A 16,240-nucleotide genomic window follows, 5' to 3' on the forward strand; every position below is an offset into this window, starting at 1 on the left:
TAGTTGCTGGCCTTGCCATTCTCTGTATCGGCGTGGGGCTGTCGCTGGCGTTGGGGGCGCGCAGCATTCCTTTCAGTGACGTGTTGGCCGCCCTTCGAGGTCAGCCTGGTATAGCTTCCTCGATCGTGTGGGAGAGGCGGCTTCCCCGTACTCTCGTGGCCGTTTGTGCGGGCTGTGCTTTGGCTCTCGCTGGTGCAGTTCTGCAGATTATGACGCGCAACCCTTTGGCAGATACCGGAGTTTTCGGGATTAACGTAGGCGCCAGCTTGGCCGCGGCCATTGCTCTGGGCTGGTGGGGGTGGCAATCACCTTTTGCTTTTTCGCTCGCAGCCATCATCGGTGCGGCAGTGACCATGCTGCTGGTCACCGCGGTAGGGCGTGGCAGAGCTGGCGATGTTGATCCGCTGAGACTGATTCTTGCAGGTGTAGCCATCGGGGCGGTATGTGAAGGGCTTTCCTCCGCTCTCATCCTGGTAGATCCGCACTCTTTTGCACGTATCCGCGCGTGGGTGACGGGCTCTGTTGACGTGGCCTCGTGGACACCGGTGGCGATTACAGCCGGCGGGTTAGCAGTTGGTGTGGTGCTGCTGATTGCCTTTGCGCGCCATTTGCCGCCCCTTGCTCTGGGGGATGACGTTGCGGCGGGTCTCGGTATCAACCTCAAACTGACTCGTTTGGGACTTGTCGCGGCGGTAACAGTGTTGGCTGCTACCGCTACCGCAGCGGCGGGGGTGATTGTATTTGTCGGATTAGTCATCCCGCATGTTGTCAGGCTGTGCGGGATATATGAAGAACGGGCACAGCTTGTCGCCGCTGCCGTGGTGGGGCCTTTGTTTTTGTTGGGAGCCGATATTGTGGGGCGCTACCTCACTGCTGCTGAGTTGCCGGCTGGCGTCACGGTGTCGCTCATTGGTGCCCCAGTATTGATTGCGCTGTCCCATCGCGCTGGAAGGAGGCTGTGATTGTGAGCGTGAGAAGTGTTTTGTCCTTTACGGGCATTGTGATCGTCGCGCTGGCTATTGCTGCCTATTCGCTCTTCTCGCCTGGTGCCGGGCAAGAAAGCGCAGCGTTGTGGTCCGTGGCTACGAATCCCAATAGCACTGACTTTGCGGCCACCGTCGTGTGGCAATGGCGTGCTCCGCGGGTGGTTGCTGCGATTGTCGTAGGAATGTGTTTGGGCATAGCGGGCGCCATCTTTCAGATCCTTACTCACAATCCTCTGGGGTCGCCCGACATCATCGGGTTTAATACCGGTGCCTATACCGGTGTCATCGCGGTTTCCTTGGCGGGCTTTAGCTCCGCGTTCAACATTGCGCTAGGCGCATTGGTGGGTGGGGCTCTCACTGCGTTACTCATCATGGGGCTTTCATTTGCAGGAAGGCTTACGGGAGCAAGACTGATTGTGGTGGGGATTGGAGTGACGTTCTTTCTTTCAGCAATAAACAAGTGGTTGATTCTTAGCGGTGAGTTGGAGCAATCCTTAGGCGCGGCGACTTGGGCTGCTGGAACATTGAATGCTGTGTCCTGGGCACGAGTTATTCCATTGGGGGTGCTGGGAGGCGCGGCGTGCGTCGCTGGGTTGCTGCTGCGTGGCTGGTGCGACGCGCTTGCCCTGGGGGATAGCGCGGCGAGTGCGTTGGGGTTGAACGTGAGTCGTGCACGTGTGGTGATGGTTCTGGTTGGCACAGTTCTTGTCGCTGTATCGACGGCGATAGCGGGTCCAATCTCATTTATTGCCCTCGCGGCCCCACATATGGCTCGGTTGCTCTCGCGTCCAGACAGGACACCGGTGTTGCTCTCTGGAGTCCTCGGTGCTCTTTTCTTGCTCGCTGCCGACTTAGCAGGGCAGCGACTGTTTTTCCCAATTACTCTGCCTGCCGGTCTTATTACGGTGTGCGCCGGTGGCATCTATCTGGCGGGTCTGCTGCTGTGGCAATCCCGAGCTGCCGGAATGAAAGGTCAGTAAAGTGAACCAGCAAAAAGTATGTGACGGTGCGCCGAGCGTGCGGGCTGAGGGGGTGAGCATGTCCTACGGGAGGACTGCCCCGCTAATTCTCGACTCGGTGGATGTGTCTTTTCCGGCCGGGAAATTCACTGCCATTATCGGTCCCAATGGTTGTGGAAAATCCACTTTGGTCAAGGTGTTGGCGCGGTTGGAAACACCGAACGCGGGCGCGGTGCGCATTGGCGAACAAGATGCAGCCGCATTCTCTCGGCGAAGCTACGCTCGGCGCGTCGCCGTGATGTCGCAGCAATCCATAGCTCCCGAAGGGATCAATGTCAGGGAACTGGTCGCGCGCGGGCGCTTCGCCCACCAAGGATTTATGGGGTGGAGGAGTCAGGAGGACGAGCGTGCTGTTAGTCGCGCGCTAGCAAAGGTAGGCCTTGAAGAACTGGAGACGGCCGAGGTAGCGGCGTTGTCTGGTGGTCAGCGTCAGCGTGCTTGGCTGGCTATGGCCCTCGCCCAGGAAACGCCTGTGCTCTTCTTGGATGAGCCAACGAGCGCTCTTGACATCGGATACCAGCATTCCTTCATGCGGCTGATGCGACAGCTGGCAGGAAACAAAACCCTCATTGCGGTCATTCATGACTTGGCGCATGTATTGCGCTATGCGGATCGCGTCGTGGCGATGAAAGATGGAAAGGTGTGGGACGCGGGCGTGCCGCGCGACGTCATTACCCCTGCCCTTATTGAGGAACTCTATGGGCTGACAGTCCGCGTTGTAGATGTGGACGGTGAGCCAGCAATCGTCCCTGTGGGGTGAGTTTCCGCCAAACCGGTTTTGTTTTCCCAGCGTGTGGGCGGTAATTAAAAAAAGTTGAGTGGATCGGGAACAACTTTGGGTTTGCCCGCGTTGTGTAGGTTGAGTGACCGGCGCTCAGGTTTGGATGACAATGGGTGCCGCTTCTGTTAGAGTTCAACCCTGAACGCGGCGGAAGTTGAGTCGCGCACTATCAACTTAAGAACAAACCCCAACAAGCAAGGAGAAAAGATTATGGGACGCGCAGTAGGAATTGACCTCGGTACCACCAACTCGGTCGTATCCGTTCTGGAAGGTGGCGAGGCCACCGTTATCGCTAACTCGGAGGGTTCCCGCACCACCCCGTCCGTCGTGGCTTTCGCTAAGAACGGCGAAATCCTCGTCGGCCAGTCCGCTAAGAACCAGGCGGTCACCAACGTTGACCGCACCATCCGCTCCGTCAAGCGCCACATCGGCACCGACTGGACCATCGACATTGATGACAAGAAGTACACCCCGCAGGAGATTTCGGCCCGCACGCTGATGAAGCTGAAGCGCGACGCCGAGGCTTACCTGGGTGAGGACGTTACCGACGCCGTTATTACCGTCCCTGCTTACTTCGAGGACTCCCAGCGCCAGGCCACCAAGGAGGCCGGCCAGATCGCAGGCCTCAACGTCCTGCGCATTGTTAACGAGCCGACCGCCGCTGCACTGGCCTACGGCCTGGAGAAGGGCGAGCAGGAGCAGACCATCCTGGTCTTCGACCTGGGCGGCGGTACCTTCGACGTCTCCCTGCTGGAGATCGGTGACGGCGTGGTTGAGGTTATGGCTACCGCTGGTGACAACCAGCTCGGTGGTGACGACTGGGACCAGCGCATCGTCGACTGGCTCGTGGATAAGTTCAAGGCTTCCCAGGGCGTTGACCTGACCAAGGATAAGCGCGCCGTCCAGCGCCTGCGTGAGGCTGCGGAGAAGGCCAAGATTGAGCTGTCCTCCTCCCAGTCCGCCAACATCAACCTGCCGTACATCACGGTGGACGCGGAGAAGAACCCGCTCTTCCTGGATGAGACCCTGTCCCGCACCGAGTTCCAGAAGATCACCCAGGACCTGCTGGACCGCACCAAGGAGCCGTTCAACCAGGTCATCAAGGATGCTGGCCTGTCCCTGTCCCAGGTTGACCACGTGGTTCTCGTCGGTGGCTCCACCCGTATGCCGGCTGTGTCCGACCTGGTGAAGGAAATGACCGGCAAGGATCCGAACAAGGGCGTTAACCCGGACGAGGTCGTGGCAGTCGGCGCTGCTCTCCAGGCAGGCGTGCTGCGCGGTGAGGTCAAGGACGTGCTGCTTCTCGACGTCACCCCGCTCTCCCTCGGCATCGAGACCAAGGGTGGCGTGATGACCAAGCTCATCGAGCGCAACACCACCATCCCGACCAAGAAGTCCGAGACCTTCACCACGGCTGATGACAACCAGCCTTCCGTGCAGATTCAGGTCTACCAGGGCGAGCGCGAGATGGCTTCCGCCAACAAGCTGCTCGGCTCCTTCGAGCTCGGCGGCATCGCCCCGGCACCGCGCGGTGTCCCGCAGATTGAGGTCACCTTCGACATCGACGCCAACGGCATCGTCTCCGTTTCCGCTAAGGACAAGGCCACCGGCAAGGAAAACACCATCAAGATTCAGGATGGTTCCGGCCTGTCCCAGGAAGAGATTGACCGCATGGTCAAGGATGCCGAGGCACACGCCGAGGAGGACAAGAAGCGCCGCGAGGAGCAGGAGACCCGCAACCAGGCGGAGTCCACTTCCTACCAGACCCGCAAGTTCATGGATGAGAACTCCGACAAGCTGCCGGAGGATCTGAAGAACCGCGTGACCGAGGCTGCCGATGCCGTCGACGAAGCGCTCAAGGGCGATGACATCGAGGCGATTAAGTCGGCCGTCGAGAAGCTCGGCACCGAGTCCCAGGAGCTGGGCAAGGCCCTGTACGAGGCACAGGCTGCTGAGGCAGGCGCCGAGGGCGCTGCTGCTGGCGAGACCGCTGGTGACCCGAACGTCGTCGACGCCGAGGTTGTCGACGAGGACGACGAGAACAAGGAGAAGTAAACCATGACCTCCCCTCAGGACCCAGGCAACCCGGCCAATACCGACCCTGAGGCAACCTCCGCTGAGGCTGCGGAGGCTGCCGCCGCCGAGGCCGCTTCTGCCGACGGCGCCGTGGATGAGGCTGCTGAGGCACAGGCTAATGCTGCCACCGCGGGCACCGCTGAGGCAGAGGCTGCGGTTGAGGATGCCGCCCGCGACATCACCGATGAAGCGGCCGCCGGTGAGGACGCCAGCGCTGAGAACTCCCTGGAGGCTCAGCTGGCTGAGCGCACCGAGGATCTGCAGCGTCTCAACGCGGAGTACACCAACTACCGCCGTCGCACTGAGCGTGACCGTCAGGCCGTGATTGAGACCACCAAGGCCAAGGTCTTGGCAGACTTCCTGCCAATCCTTGATGACCTGGAGCTCGCACACCAGCACGGTGACCTCAACGAGGGGCCACTCAAGGCCATCGCGGACAAGCTCACGGGAGTGCTGACCAACAACCAGCTGACCCCGTTCGGTGCCGAGGGCGATGCCTTCGACCCCGAGGTGCACGAGGCAGTTCAGGACCTGTCCACCGGTGACGAGCAGGTCATCGGCACGGTTCTGCGCCGCGGCTACACGGTGGGGGAGCGCGTTGTGCGCACCGCCATGGTGATTATCGCCGCCCCTGCCGAGTCAGCCGATGCCGCTGACGGTCCGGACAGCCCGGATAACGCAGGATAGGCATCATAGGTGGCGTCAGGGTTTGAGTATTCCTTGGCGCCACTGTTCTTTTCACTACTTAGTTAGCATTTTTACTTAGCAAAAAATCTTTAAACCCAACCGATTAACGATTCTCCTGAAAGGAGGAGATGCCCAGTGAACGCTAAGCCAGAATGGGCAGACAAGGATTATTACGCGGATCTGGGGGTCTCCTCATCCGCTACCGCCGAAGAAATTAAGCACGCGTACCGCAAGCTGGCCCGCCAGAACCACCCCGACGCCAACCCGGATAACCCCGCGGCGGCGGAGAAATTCAAGCAGGTGGCCGAAGCCTATGATGTGCTGTCTGATAAAGCTACCCGCAAGGACTATGACGAGTTCAAGGCCATGATGCGCGGCGGCGGCTTTGGACGGAGAGGAGGCGCCGGGTTTCCCGGCGGGTTTCGATCCACGCACATGGGTGGACCGGGTGCGCAAGACTTCGACCTCTCGGACATCTTCGGAGGATCCGCTCGAGGAGCGTCTCAAGGCGGCGGTCTGGGGGATATCTTCGGTGGCGTTTTCAACCGCGGCGGTGGTGCTGGCCACACAGCTCGGCCGTCGCGGGGGGCCGACGTCGAAACGCACATAACCCTCGACTTCCGCGAGGCGGCCAAGGGGACCACCATCCCGCTGCAGTTGAGCGGCGAAGCCCCCTGTACCACGTGCCACGGTTCCGGCTCGAAGACCGGCAAGCTGTCGACGTGCTCGACGTGTGATGGCACCGGGTTCACCTCGGAACAGCGCGGCTCCTTCGGTTTCTCGGCGCCGTGTACCGACTGTGGGGGCACCGGCCAGCGCGCGGAGGATCCGTGTGTGGATTGCTCTGGCACCGGAACGGTACACCGCACCCGCTCGATTACGGTACGTATCCCCGCCGGGGTCATCGATGGGCAAAAGGTGCGCCTGGCTGGCCAGGGCGAAGCGGGGCCGAACGGCACCCCGTCCGGCGATCTCTTCGTAGCGGTCACGGTGAAGCCCGACAAGGTCTTCACTCGGGAAGGCGATGACCTACACGTCACCGTCCCCGTCTCCTTTGCGGAGCTGGCCTTGGGTGACACCATTACGGTGCCGACCCTCGATTCGCCCGTGCGCGTCAAGGTACCGGCGGGAACGCCCGACGGGCGCACGCTGCGCGTCAAGGGCCGCGGCGTAGCCAAGCGTGGCGGCAAGGCCGGCGATCTCATGGTGACCGTGCAGGTCACCGTGCCTTCCACGCTGGATGCTGCGGCCTCCTCGGCGCTGCGCAGCTACGCACAGGCGGAGAAGGACTCCGGCTTCGATCCGCGTGCCGGCTGGGCCGGCAACACGGTGACGCGCTAGAAGGAGGTGTGAGATGAGCAAGGACGACACAAATCGAACCGATGCGGCCCAGCCCAAGGCGATGTACGTCATCTCTGTTGCCGCGGAACTTTCCGGCATGCACGCTCAAACATTGCGCACCTATGACCGGATGGGGCTGGTCTCCCCAGCCCGCACCTCCGGGGGTGGGCGCCGCTATTCCGAGAGCGACATCGAGCTCTTGCGCAAGATTCAGACGCTCTCGCAAGATGATGGCGTGAATCTGGCCGGCATCAAATCCATCATCGAACTGACCGCGGAGCGGGACCGCCTCGCGGCCGAGCGCGATGAGCTGCAGGCGGAGGTCGACCGCCTGCGCAGCCAAGCACGTCCATCGCGCGGCGAGCTGGTCCACGTACCACGTTCTACCTCCGTGGTGATGTGGACGCCGCGGCGCAACCGCCGCCGCGACAGCTAGGCACTTCCCCCTCCTTCAGGGAGGGGGTTCTTTTCGTTTTGAGCCAGTCGGCCTGAGGCTCCGCGCTCTCCACTTAATAAGTGCCCGAGTTGCCAAAGATCCACGGTCCAGAGCAATTGTGGGCATGATCTTTGGCAACTCGGGCACTTTTTCTGGCGGCAACCGTCCAGAAGAAAAAGCTTTCCTTGTAGAAAACGTGAGTTTGTTGAAAAATAGCGCTACACTCGCACCCAACGTTGTGCGGCCTGTCACATTTCTTGGAGAATGTGTTCGAGAACCACTGGTGAAGGCGCAACGGAAACCCTTAAGACAACGAGAAAGGTGCGATGACCATGACTTTGTACGCTAACCCCGGAACCGCAGACGCCATCGTCAACTACCGCGAGCGCTACGACAACTACATCGGCGGCGAGTGGGTACCGCCGGTCGACGGCGAATACATGGACAACATCACCCCGGTTACCGGTGAGGTCTTCTGCCAGGTTGCCCGCGGCAAGGAGGCGGATATCAACCTGGCCATTGACGCTGCGGAGAAGGCTTTCGAGACCTTCGGCAAGACCACCCCGGCAGAGCGCGCGCTTCTGTTGCACCGCATTGCGGACCGCATCGAGGAGAACTTGGAAAAGATCGCCGTCGCGGAGACCTGGGAGAACGGCAAGGCCGTGCGCGAGACCCTCGCCGCCGACATCCCGCTGGCGGTCGACCACTTCCGCTACTTCGCCGGCGCCATCCGTGCGCAGGAGGGCCGTCTGTCGCAGATTGACCAGGACACCGTGGCCTACCACTTCCACGAGCCGCTGGGTGTTGTGGGCCAGATCATCCCGTGGAACTTCCCGCTGCTCATGGCGGCGTGGAAGATCGCGCCGGCGCTGGCTGCGGGCAACACCATCGTGATGAAGCCCGCCGAGCAGACCCCGGCCTCCATCCTGCTGCTCATTGAAATCATTGAGGACCTCCTGCCCAAGGGAGTGCTCAACATCGTCAACGGTGTAGGTGAGGAAGCGGGTGTGGCGTTGTCCACCTCGGACCGCATCGCCAAGATTGCCTTCACCGGCTCCACCCCGGTGGGTAAGATCATCAACAAGGCGGCTGCGGACAAGGTCATTCCGGTCACCTTGGAGCTCGGCGGCAAGTCGCCGTCCATCTTCTTCGCGGACATTATGGACAAGGACGATGCCTACCTGGAGAAGTGCGTCGAGGGCTTCGTCATGTTCGCCCTCAACCAGGGCGAGGTCTGCACCTGCCCATCGCGTGCGCTGATCCACGAGGACATCGCGGACAAGTTCCTGGAGAAGGCCGTGGAGCGCGTAAAGAAGATCAAGATTGGCCACCCGCTCGATACCGAAACCATGATGGGCGCGCAGGCTTCCCAGGAGCAGATGGACAAGATCGCCGAATACCTTGAGGTGGGCCCGAAGGAGGGTGCGGAAACGCTCGTTGGTGGTCACGTGAACAAGGTGGAAGGCTTAGAGAACGGCTACTACATCGAGCCGACCGTCTTCCGCGGCACCAACGACATGCGCATTTTCCGCGAGGAAATCTTTGGACCGGTGCTCTCCGTGGCCACGTTCAAGGACTTCGAGGAAGCCATTCAGATTGCCAACGACACCAACTTTGGCCTCGGTGCCGGTGTGTGGTCGCGCCACCAAAACACCTGCTACCGCGCCGGGCGCGAAATTCAGGCCGGCCGCGTGTGGGTTAATCACTACCACGTGTACCCCGCCCACAGCGCTTTCGGCGGCTACAAGGAATCAGGCATCGGACGCGAGAACCACCTCATGATGCTGTCCCACTACCAGGAGACGAAGAATATGCTGGTGTCCTACTCTGAGGAGCATGCCGGCCTCTTCTAAAAGGCAGCAATTCCAATTGGCTGCCTACTAGTAGCGTTGGGCGATGACACCCAGCCCCCGCAGGAATGCGGGGTCTTTCCAATAGGAGCCATGATCGCCCGGCAGCCCACTCGCGCCCGGCACCGCGTTGGCGCCGAAGGCAGGGGAGGAAGGATCCGGGCCGTGAATGCCGCCGCGCGGTCCGGTGGTGGCGGCGATCGGATCCTCGGCGTTGCGTGCGCTCCAGACCCGGCCATGCAAGTGTGCGGCGTTAGCCACGGAGGCACCTGGGCTGCCGACGAGTACGACGTCATCCGCAACATAGTCGTGCTGCGCAGCCTTGCCCGCCACCACGGAACCGTAGGAGTAGCCGATTAACATGTGCTGGGCACGAGGGAAGCGTTGCCGCAGGGCGCGCTGGAAGCGGATGAGTTCGGCAGCGCCGCGGCGCGCCGGCTCCTCGTGTGCCGCGCGGGACAGCGAGGAGGGGGCTGCATAGCCAATCCACGCCACAGCAGGCCCGTGCGTGGCGTGGGCGATGGCGCGGGCGCGCTCCACTGCGGTGGGCCAGCTACCAGGCTCGGAGGAGCCGACCCCGCCCACAAACGTGCTGACTTGGGCCGCGTGCGTGCCGATACTCTCTGGGTCGACGAGCACCACCAGTCGCCCGGGGCTGGCCTCCAGCACGGTGAGGTCCGGATTAGTTGCAACCAGGGAGCGGACCTCCTCGCTGGCCATGGTCAGCTGGACCTCATGCAATTCCGCCAGGGATAGCTCGCTGAAATCCTCCAGGCGGGTCGGCGGCTCACCCAGCTCCGGGGTGCACAAGGCGCTCAGCTGGCGGGCGCAGGCCCAGTCGAGGGCATCGGCCAGCGTGTCGAGGTGCCCCAGCACCGCGCTGGCGGGCTCCGCAAGAGCGGGAACCGCAGCGAGCCGAAGGGCTCGAACGCGCAGATGCTCGACCCGCTCCATCAACGGCGCATAAAGGCTCACGATGCGTGCCGCCACGCGCATCTGCTGCGCCGGACCCAGCAGGGCATCGGTGGCGCTGTGGAGGGTACCGCGCGCTGCGTCCGCGGCCGCCCCAGAAATCGCTAGCGCTACCCAATGATGGTGCGACGCATCGATATATCGGGCAAGCTCAGCGGAATGATCCTCCAACCGGTAAGCCTCCGCGCGCAATGCCGCTGCTGCGCTCATTGGGTATCTCCCAAGAAAGTTGAAAGCTCCGCATCGACACCCTGGGCTGCACCCACGAAGCGGTCCAGCTCCTCCAACTGGGCTCGCCGCGCACCCTCGCTGAGCCTTCGTGACTCCTCCCACCGCGCGCCGAGGATCTCCAAGGCACGTGCGGTCCGGGGAGGCTTCCGCACCGAGGGCAACGCGGTGGGGGAGGAATGGTCGAGGAGGGAGCGGATCTGCTGGCGGGCACCGCGGTCAATAGCGAGATGGTTCATGGCATCGAGACTGCGTCAGCAGCCCACCCGCCGTAAAGGAGGGTAGTGCCGAATCCGCGAAATCTGTGGATAACTAGTCCAGGCTCGTCTACCGTGGGCCGCATGAAGGTAGCAGCAGTTCAATTGACCAGCACCGGGGACGTTGAAAAGAACCTCGCCGTAGCACTCGACAAGATCCGGGAAGCTGCGGATAACGGCGCGCAGCTCATCGTCCTGCCGGAAGCTACCACCCAAAGCTTCGACTCCGGGCGCCTCGATACGAACGCGGAGGGGCTCGATGGACCCACCGCCACCGCGGTGCGCGCCCTAGCGGAAGAACTCGGCGTGTATGTGGTCCTGGGAATGTTCGCCCCGGCGGACACCGTCGAGCGCGGTGAGAAAACCATCAACCGCGTGGCCAACGTCGCGCTCATCGCCGGGCCCGGAGTCCTCAGCGGTTACGAGAAAATCCACACCTACGATGCCTTCAAATACAAGGAATCCGATACCGTCCGGCCGGGTGAATCACTCGTTACCTTCGAGGCCGGGAGCCTCACTGTGGGCGTGGCCACCTGTTATGACATCCGCTTCCCCGAGCAGTTCAAGGAACTCGCCCGCCAGGGCGCCCAGCTCATCGTCGTGCCCACCAGCTGGGCGGATGGCCCGGGCAAGCTGGAACAGTGGCGCCTGCTCAGCGCAGCGCGGGCGCTCGATTCCACGACCTACATCCTGGCGGCTGGCCAGGCTCGCCCCGGCGGCGAGGCCAAGGCGGGCCAGGCCTCTGGGCCGACTGGTATCGGGCACTCTGTTCTCGTGGCACCGGACGGCACGCGTCTTGCTGAAGCCGGCTATGAGCAAGAAACCCTCTACGGTGAGGTAGACCCAGACACCGTGGCAAAGGTCCGCCAGTCCCTCCCCGTCTTGGACGCTTAATCTCTGTTTGCACGCCTAGGCTCCGATTGCACGCCTAGGCGCTTAGTGCGCCTAGGCCCACTGGGACTTCTTCCACGCCGCCCAGGCCTCCCAGTCATCGCCCCAGCCGTCGAGCTCCGCAGCGGAGGCCGCCCACTCGTGGCCACGCTGCCAGCTATCCGTGGTTATTGCCTCCTCTTTAACGCCGCCCGAAAGCAGGGCCGCTTGGGCTAGCTCAACGCGGTCGGCGGGACCAATGAGCACGAAGCGGCGGTCGGTTCCCTCAGCGAGCACCGGGTCCATCGGCTCCTTGGCCACTACGGGGGCAAACCCGTGGGCCGCTGGTTGTGCGCCGAGCAACCAGGGGTCCTGGCCATCCCGGACGATGTGGCGCAGCTTCAGCTTCGGAACCAAGGCCTGCAGGTTAGCCTGAAATTCTGTGTCATAGTGCTCACCTGGCGAAGGTGCTACGGCATAGACCTGGAGGCCGGAGGGAAGGCCGTTCGCTAGGCCGTCGAGAAGCAGCGCCCGCGCGCCCGCCCAGCCGGTACCGAAGGAAATGAGAGTCGTGTCGGCACTAAGCCGCGGCGGCTCACCGGCGGGCGCGCCCAGCGTCCACCAATCACCCGGCTGCGCCTTGGCCAGCATGGAGGAGGCCTCACCGGCCAGCGCGAGGTGGAATGTCAGCTGTCCTGAGTCCTCCGGGGGTGCCGCCGGGGTCAGCGGACGCCAGGTGCCGGGCGTGAGCTGAGACGTCACCGGAACGTGCTGCCCTGCGCGGTAATCCAGCGCCACGCCCGATTCCAACCGGACCACCGCGGTGCGCCGGTTCGGCTTGTCAACAGCCGCCACCTGGGCGCTGTGGGCAGGGGGAACACCATCCGAGTCCGCCTCCTGTGCGGCGGTGCGCATGATGGAGCACACCTGGGAAATGGTGCGCGTGGCGACGTCGTGCTGGTACGGGGTGAGCCCCAGAACCCCCAGCCCGTGAACAAGCGATGCCTCGAATTTCGGATAGACCTCAGGCGGGAAACCGTGGCGGCGATGATCACGGCCCATGCGTGCCAGGCGCTGAGCGACGTCCCCCTGTACCTCATCGCCCTCCACATTCTCCAGCACCCACGCCAGCGCCGGGGCCATGGAGGGGTGCGTGTCCTTCATCGATAGGGCAAAGACTTGGCGGGATTCGACGACGTTGGCGAAAAAGTGCCTGTGTACTGCATCGCGATAGTCTTCCGCGTGGTTGCGTAGGTGCTCACCCAGTTCCCTCATGCCCGCCCATCCTAGCCCCTGGGGGTAGAGCTACATCACCCTAGGGTTATATGCCAGGGGTGGAAAAGCGGGAAGGGAGTTGTAGTGTAATCAACGGATCATTTCCCGAAAGAGGGTGAGTCTCGTCTCAAGGACGCCGCCATGGGCGGCATGGAAGGAAGTTTTCGCATGGAAGAATTCTCTGCGTTCACAATCATGACAGACGTGGGCTGGATTTCTTTGCTCATGGTTATCGGCAACGTTCTGCGCCACCAGATCAAGTTCGTGTTTCAGGATTTGCTCTTGCCTGCCCCCATCACGGCAGGTCTACTCGGCCTGCTCTTAGGCCCTAATGTCTTGGGCTGGATCGGTTTCTCCGACAATCTTGGTGATTACACCTCGCTGCTCATCGCCGTAGTCTTCGCCTCCATGGCCTACTCTATGGAGATGGGCGGCAACATGGGCAAGGGTGCCCGCAATATGTGGGGCTACTCCACCATGATGTTCACCGGCCAGTGGGGCCTGTTCATTGTTTTGGGTCTTCTCCTGTTCAAGCCGGCCTTCGACACCCCGGACTGGTTCGGCATGATGCTGCCCGTTGGCTTCACGGGTGGTTTCGGTACCGCGGCGGCTGTCGGCAGCGCCTTGGAAGGTGTGGGTGCTGAGGCGGCATCCTCCTTGGGCTTTACTTCCGCCACCGTGGGCACGCTGGCCGCCATCATCGGCGGTATCGTCGCCGGTAACTGGGGTATTCGCAAGGGCAAGGTCTCGCACGTGCCGAAGCAGCTTCCGGAGGAACTGCGCCGCGGCTACATCTCGCGCCTGGAGGATCGTCCTTCCCTGGGCCGTGCTACCACGAACCCGTCTGCCATCGAGCCCATCACCCTGCACGTGGGCTTTATCGCTCTGACCGTGATGACCGCCTACGGCATTAACAAGGGAATCTCCTCCATCTGGGAGAACGTTTCCATTCCGCTGTTCGCCATGTCGATGGTGGTGGGCCTGCTCTTCCGCGCCGTGATGAACATGGTGGGCGCCAAGGATTACCTGGATAAGGACACGGTGAGCTCGGTTTCCGGTGCGGCAACCGACTACCTCATTGCCTTCGGCGTGGCCGCCATTGTGCCGGCCGCCGTGGCCGCCTACTGGCAGGCCCTCCTCCTGCTCTTCGTCTTGGGCACCATTTACTGCGCATTCTTCCTCATGTGGTTCCCCGCCGAGTTCTTCGGCGAGCGCTGGATCGAGCGCGGTATCTTCGGCTGGGGCTGGGCCACGGCTACGGTGGCTACCGGCATTGCGATCCTCAAGATCGTGGACCCGAAGCTCAAGTCCGGCACACTGTCGGAGTACGGCATGGCCTACATTGGCTTCGGCCCCTTCGAGATCTCCTGGACCATCATCGCGCCGCTGTCGGTGATGTACGGTTTTACCGCCGGCTTCGGCTGGATCTCCCTGGGCATCGCGGTAGTTATCTATATCGTGTTCAAGTTCAGCGGCATGATGCCGCCGCGCGGCACCATCTTCAAAGAAGGCATCGGTCACGTCGGCTCATCGAAGTAGACGCTGACCTGCTAGCACGTGAAACCCCTCAGCCTTATGGCTTGAGGGTTTTCTCGTTTTAAGCAAGTCCTGAGTAGTAGTGCGAAATGAATCTCAGCTTGCATTGCTCTTGTGAGAAGAAAAAGGCTAAAATTCAGGAAGCTGTCAGCGTGGCGCTCTCGCAGCCTCTCTTTTTCTTTCCCTCAGTGTGCGCAGGCTTAGGAATCCATATGCATTTTCTTTATGAAGACTCACCTCGTGAGGTCATCCTCGAGTCTGCTCTTCACATTGGCGCCGCGCAGGGTGATGAGGCAATTACCGTGGAGTCGGTGGCGAGGCTCGCGGAGGTTACTCCCGCCGAGGTTCGCGCGGAATTCTCGGATCGTGAGCAGATCGTTGCCGCTATCCCGGACTATGCCTCCGAGCGCAAGGTCAAGTTTTTGGAGGAGACGCTCGACGCCGCTCCTGGCTACGCCGATCTTTTCACCAAGCTGACCACCTTCACGGAGGCCTATTACGAGTACGCCGAGCGCGAACCGGAGCTTTTTCGCTACCTGTTTGAGCAGAAGGGCTGCGTCTTTGAAGATGAGTGGCAGTCCCTCCTGCAGGGAAACAGATCGGGCAACCGCGCGCTGGATCTGATCTATGACAACATCGCGCTCATCGCGGACGATGCACAGCTTGAGGTCGGGCCGGACGTGTGCCCCCAGACCTTGGCAAAGTTGAGCGTTGCCAGCTGGGCCACCGTCCACGGCATGGCCCACTTGAGCGTCCTTGGCGTGCTGCGGCACCAGCATTCGGTGGTGCGGCGCTTCAACCTGCGCGAGGTGTGCAAGGCGCTCATCGGAACGCTGTTCATGACGGCCGAGACGTTGGAGCTTCCCGATCTGCGCCACCCGATGCAGGAGTACCGCGCACTGCTGAGCGGCTTCACGCCGGACCGGGACCTTTCCCTGGACATTACCGCCATCGAGGATCTGACAGAGCTTCCCGCGGAGCAGGCCCGCGCAGCCGTCGTGGAGCGCGCCATCCAGCTGGCGGCGTGGGTTGGCATGCAGTCGGTGACCATCGAGAACGTCGCCGAATACTTCGGTGTTTCTGAAGTTTTCGTCGCCTCTCTGGTGGACAATGACTTCGTTCTACGTGAAACCGTCGAGCAGGAGACCGACCGTGAACTCGTGGACGGCATCCTCTACCTTTTGGAGCGGCTGCCGGAGGGGGCCTCGGCCGTCGATAAGCTCCTGTGCGTGGCGGTGGCCTATTTTCATTACGCGGTGGAGCATCCAGAGCGCTACAGCGCCTGCATCGGTGCAGCGTCTGGCTCCGTGGTCCCGCTGAGTGAGGACGGCGAGGAACAGACGCAGATGAGCGAGTCCTTCGCGCTGCTGATGCGTTTTGCCCGTGAGGCCCTGCGGGAGGCCGGGCACGAGCCGGAGGACCGCCTGGTCTACATCAAGAATTTCATCCTGTGGGCCGGTGCTGACGGTATGTGTCACCTGGCCTCGGTGGGTGAATTCCGCAACATCGACCTCGACGAGAGGTGGTCGCTCTACTACTCCGTGGCGGCCGTCGTCCTAGCATCGTTTAAGTACGGCCTTCCCCAGGAAGCGGCAGTAGCTAACCCCTAGCCCCGCGCACTGACACCACGGGCAATCCACAGCAATCCGCGTCACGCAGAAAATCACACAGCGCAACGTCTGCGTACCTTCAGTGACATGCTGGAGGCATCCAGCAAAAGACGTCTGACAAAAGGCATCAGTCATAAGGCGTTTTTACGGCTAAAAACGCCATTTACGCATTGCAGATGGCGTTTTTAGGCCCAAAGATGCCGTTTGTCAGATGCCTTGTGCGGAACGCCCTTCGGACGAAGGCGCATTTTAGTGCGGGCCAATCCCACCCCACCGCCGAACACCGCCAAGCAGCAGCGCCAAGAACAGTGCCAAG

14 protein-coding genes are annotated in these 16,240 nt (G+C 62.0%); 11 read left to right on the forward strand and 3 right to left on the reverse strand.

The window, feature by feature from the left end; all coding sequences use genetic code 11:
* Nucleotides 1-32: 32 nt before the first annotated feature.
* The 8 genes from HMPREF3009_RS12610 (at nt 33) to HMPREF3009_RS12645 (ending at nt 9,179) form a co-directional block, all read left to right on the forward strand.
* Nucleotides 33-962, forward strand: coding sequence for a FecCD family ABC transporter permease (locus HMPREF3009_RS12610; protein WP_232745446.1), 930 nt, complete (start codon nt 33-35; stop codon nt 960-962).
* Complete coding sequence (locus HMPREF3009_RS12615) at nt 959-1,966, forward strand: FecCD family ABC transporter permease (protein WP_232745432.1); 1,008 nt, start codon at nt 959-961, stop codon at nt 1,964-1,966. The genes HMPREF3009_RS12610 and HMPREF3009_RS12615 overlap by 4 nt, the downstream gene beginning before the upstream one ends.
* A 1-nt stretch (nt 1,967) precedes the next feature.
* The gene (locus tag HMPREF3009_RS12620) at nt 1,968-2,765 is read left to right on the forward strand and encodes an ABC transporter ATP-binding protein (RefSeq protein WP_046647139.1); all 798 of its coding nucleotides are present in this window, start codon (nt 1,968-1,970) and stop codon (nt 2,763-2,765) included.
* Between the two features lie 231 nt (nt 2,766-2,996).
* Entirely contained in the window at nt 2,997-4,841 is a 1,845-nt protein-coding gene (gene dnaK / locus HMPREF3009_RS12625) for a molecular chaperone DnaK (RefSeq protein WP_070682354.1), read from the forward strand.
* Nucleotides 4,842-4,844: 3 nt separating this feature from the next.
* Complete coding sequence (grpE, locus tag HMPREF3009_RS12630) at nt 4,845-5,549, forward strand: nucleotide exchange factor GrpE (RefSeq protein WP_070682357.1); 705 nt, start codon at nt 4,845-4,847, stop codon at nt 5,547-5,549.
* 135 nt (nt 5,550-5,684) lie between these two features.
* Nucleotides 5,685-6,890, forward strand: coding sequence for a molecular chaperone DnaJ (gene dnaJ / locus HMPREF3009_RS12635; RefSeq protein ID WP_046647142.1), 1,206 nt, complete (start codon nt 5,685-5,687; stop codon nt 6,888-6,890).
* 13 nt (nt 6,891-6,903) lie between these two features.
* A complete protein-coding gene (locus tag HMPREF3009_RS12640) occupies nt 6,904-7,326 on the forward strand; it encodes a heat shock protein transcriptional repressor HspR (RefSeq protein WP_070517689.1) in 423 nt (140 codons plus the stop codon).
* 332 nt (nt 7,327-7,658) lie between these two features.
* The gene (locus HMPREF3009_RS12645; RefSeq protein WP_070682400.1) at nt 7,659-9,179 is read left to right on the forward strand and encodes an acetaldehyde dehydrogenase ExaC; all 1,521 of its coding nucleotides are present in this window, start codon (nt 7,659-7,661) and stop codon (nt 9,177-9,179) included.
* Nucleotides 9,180-9,206: 27 nt separating this feature from the next.
* On the opposite strand, the gene HMPREF3009_RS12650 is transcribed toward HMPREF3009_RS12645, so the two are convergent.
* On the reverse strand, nt 9,207-10,358 hold the full coding sequence (locus HMPREF3009_RS12650; protein WP_070682360.1) for an alpha/beta hydrolase: 1,152 nt from the start codon (nt 10,356-10,358) through the stop codon (nt 9,207-9,209).
* Complete coding sequence (locus tag HMPREF3009_RS12655; protein ID WP_070682363.1) at nt 10,355-10,615, reverse strand: hypothetical protein; 261 nt, start codon at nt 10,613-10,615, stop codon at nt 10,355-10,357. The genes HMPREF3009_RS12650 and HMPREF3009_RS12655 overlap by 4 nt, the downstream gene beginning before the upstream one ends.
* Nucleotides 10,616-10,717: 102 nt before the next feature.
* Here HMPREF3009_RS12655 and HMPREF3009_RS12660 point away from each other — a divergent pair, with 102 nt between their 5' ends.
* On the forward strand, nt 10,718-11,527 hold the full coding sequence (locus HMPREF3009_RS12660; protein ID WP_070682366.1) for a carbon-nitrogen hydrolase family protein: 810 nt from the start codon (nt 10,718-10,720) through the stop codon (nt 11,525-11,527).
* Nucleotides 11,528-11,578: 51 nt separating this feature from the next.
* Here the strand turns inward: HMPREF3009_RS12660 and HMPREF3009_RS12665 are convergent, their stop codons facing one another.
* Entirely contained in the window at nt 11,579-12,778 is a 1,200-nt protein-coding gene (locus tag HMPREF3009_RS12665) for an FAD-binding oxidoreductase (RefSeq protein ID WP_070682369.1), read from the reverse strand.
* A 168-nt stretch (nt 12,779-12,946) separates the two neighbouring features.
* On the opposite strand from HMPREF3009_RS12665, the gene HMPREF3009_RS12670 reads away from it, so the two are divergent.
* Both HMPREF3009_RS12670 and HMPREF3009_RS12675 read left to right on the forward strand, forming a co-directional pair.
* The gene (locus tag HMPREF3009_RS12670) at nt 12,947-14,317 is read left to right on the forward strand and encodes a sodium/glutamate symporter (protein WP_070517771.1); all 1,371 of its coding nucleotides are present in this window, start codon (nt 12,947-12,949) and stop codon (nt 14,315-14,317) included.
* Nucleotides 14,318-14,526: 209 nt separating this feature from the next.
* The gene (locus tag HMPREF3009_RS12675; protein WP_070517684.1) at nt 14,527-15,924 is read left to right on the forward strand and encodes a TetR/AcrR family transcriptional regulator; all 1,398 of its coding nucleotides are present in this window, start codon (nt 14,527-14,529) and stop codon (nt 15,922-15,924) included.
* Nucleotides 15,925-16,240 lie beyond the last annotated feature (316 nt).

Origin of the sequence: Corynebacterium sp. HMSC034H07 (assembly GCF_001815175.1) — a bacterium.
Classification (GTDB): domain Bacteria; phylum Actinomycetota; class Actinomycetes; order Mycobacteriales; family Mycobacteriaceae; genus Corynebacterium; species Corynebacterium hiratae.

Bases quoted from the DNA above. Each gene is read 5' to 3' on its own strand.
- dnaK (WP_070682354.1), top strand. From the start codon at position 2,997: ATGGGACGCGCAGTAGGAATTGACCTCGGTACCACCAACTCGGTCGTA.
- grpE (WP_070682357.1), top strand. From the start codon at position 4,845: ATGACCTCCCCTCAGGACCCAGGCAACCCGGCCAATACCGACCCTGAG.
- HMPREF3009_RS12640 (WP_070517689.1), top strand. From the start codon at position 6,904: ATGAGCAAGGACGACACAAATCGAACCGATGCGGCCCAGCCCAAGGCG.
- HMPREF3009_RS12645 (WP_070682400.1), top strand. From the start codon at position 7,659: ATGACTTTGTACGCTAACCCCGGAACCGCAGACGCCATCGTCAACTAC.
- HMPREF3009_RS12650 (WP_070682360.1), bottom strand. From the start codon at position 10,358: ATGAGCGCAGCAGCGGCATTGCGCGCGGAGGCTTACCGGTTGGAGGAT.
- HMPREF3009_RS12655 (WP_070682363.1), bottom strand. From the start codon at position 10,615: ATGAACCATCTCGCTATTGACCGCGGTGCCCGCCAGCAGATCCGCTCC.
- HMPREF3009_RS12660 (WP_070682366.1), top strand. From the start codon at position 10,718: ATGAAGGTAGCAGCAGTTCAATTGACCAGCACCGGGGACGTTGAAAAG.
- HMPREF3009_RS12665 (WP_070682369.1), bottom strand. From the start codon at position 12,778: ATGAGGGAACTGGGTGAGCACCTACGCAACCACGCGGAAGACTATCGC.
- HMPREF3009_RS12670 (WP_070517771.1), top strand. From the start codon at position 12,947: ATGGAAGAATTCTCTGCGTTCACAATCATGACAGACGTGGGCTGGATT.
- HMPREF3009_RS12675 (WP_070517684.1), top strand. From the start codon at position 14,527: ATGCATTTTCTTTATGAAGACTCACCTCGTGAGGTCATCCTCGAGTCT.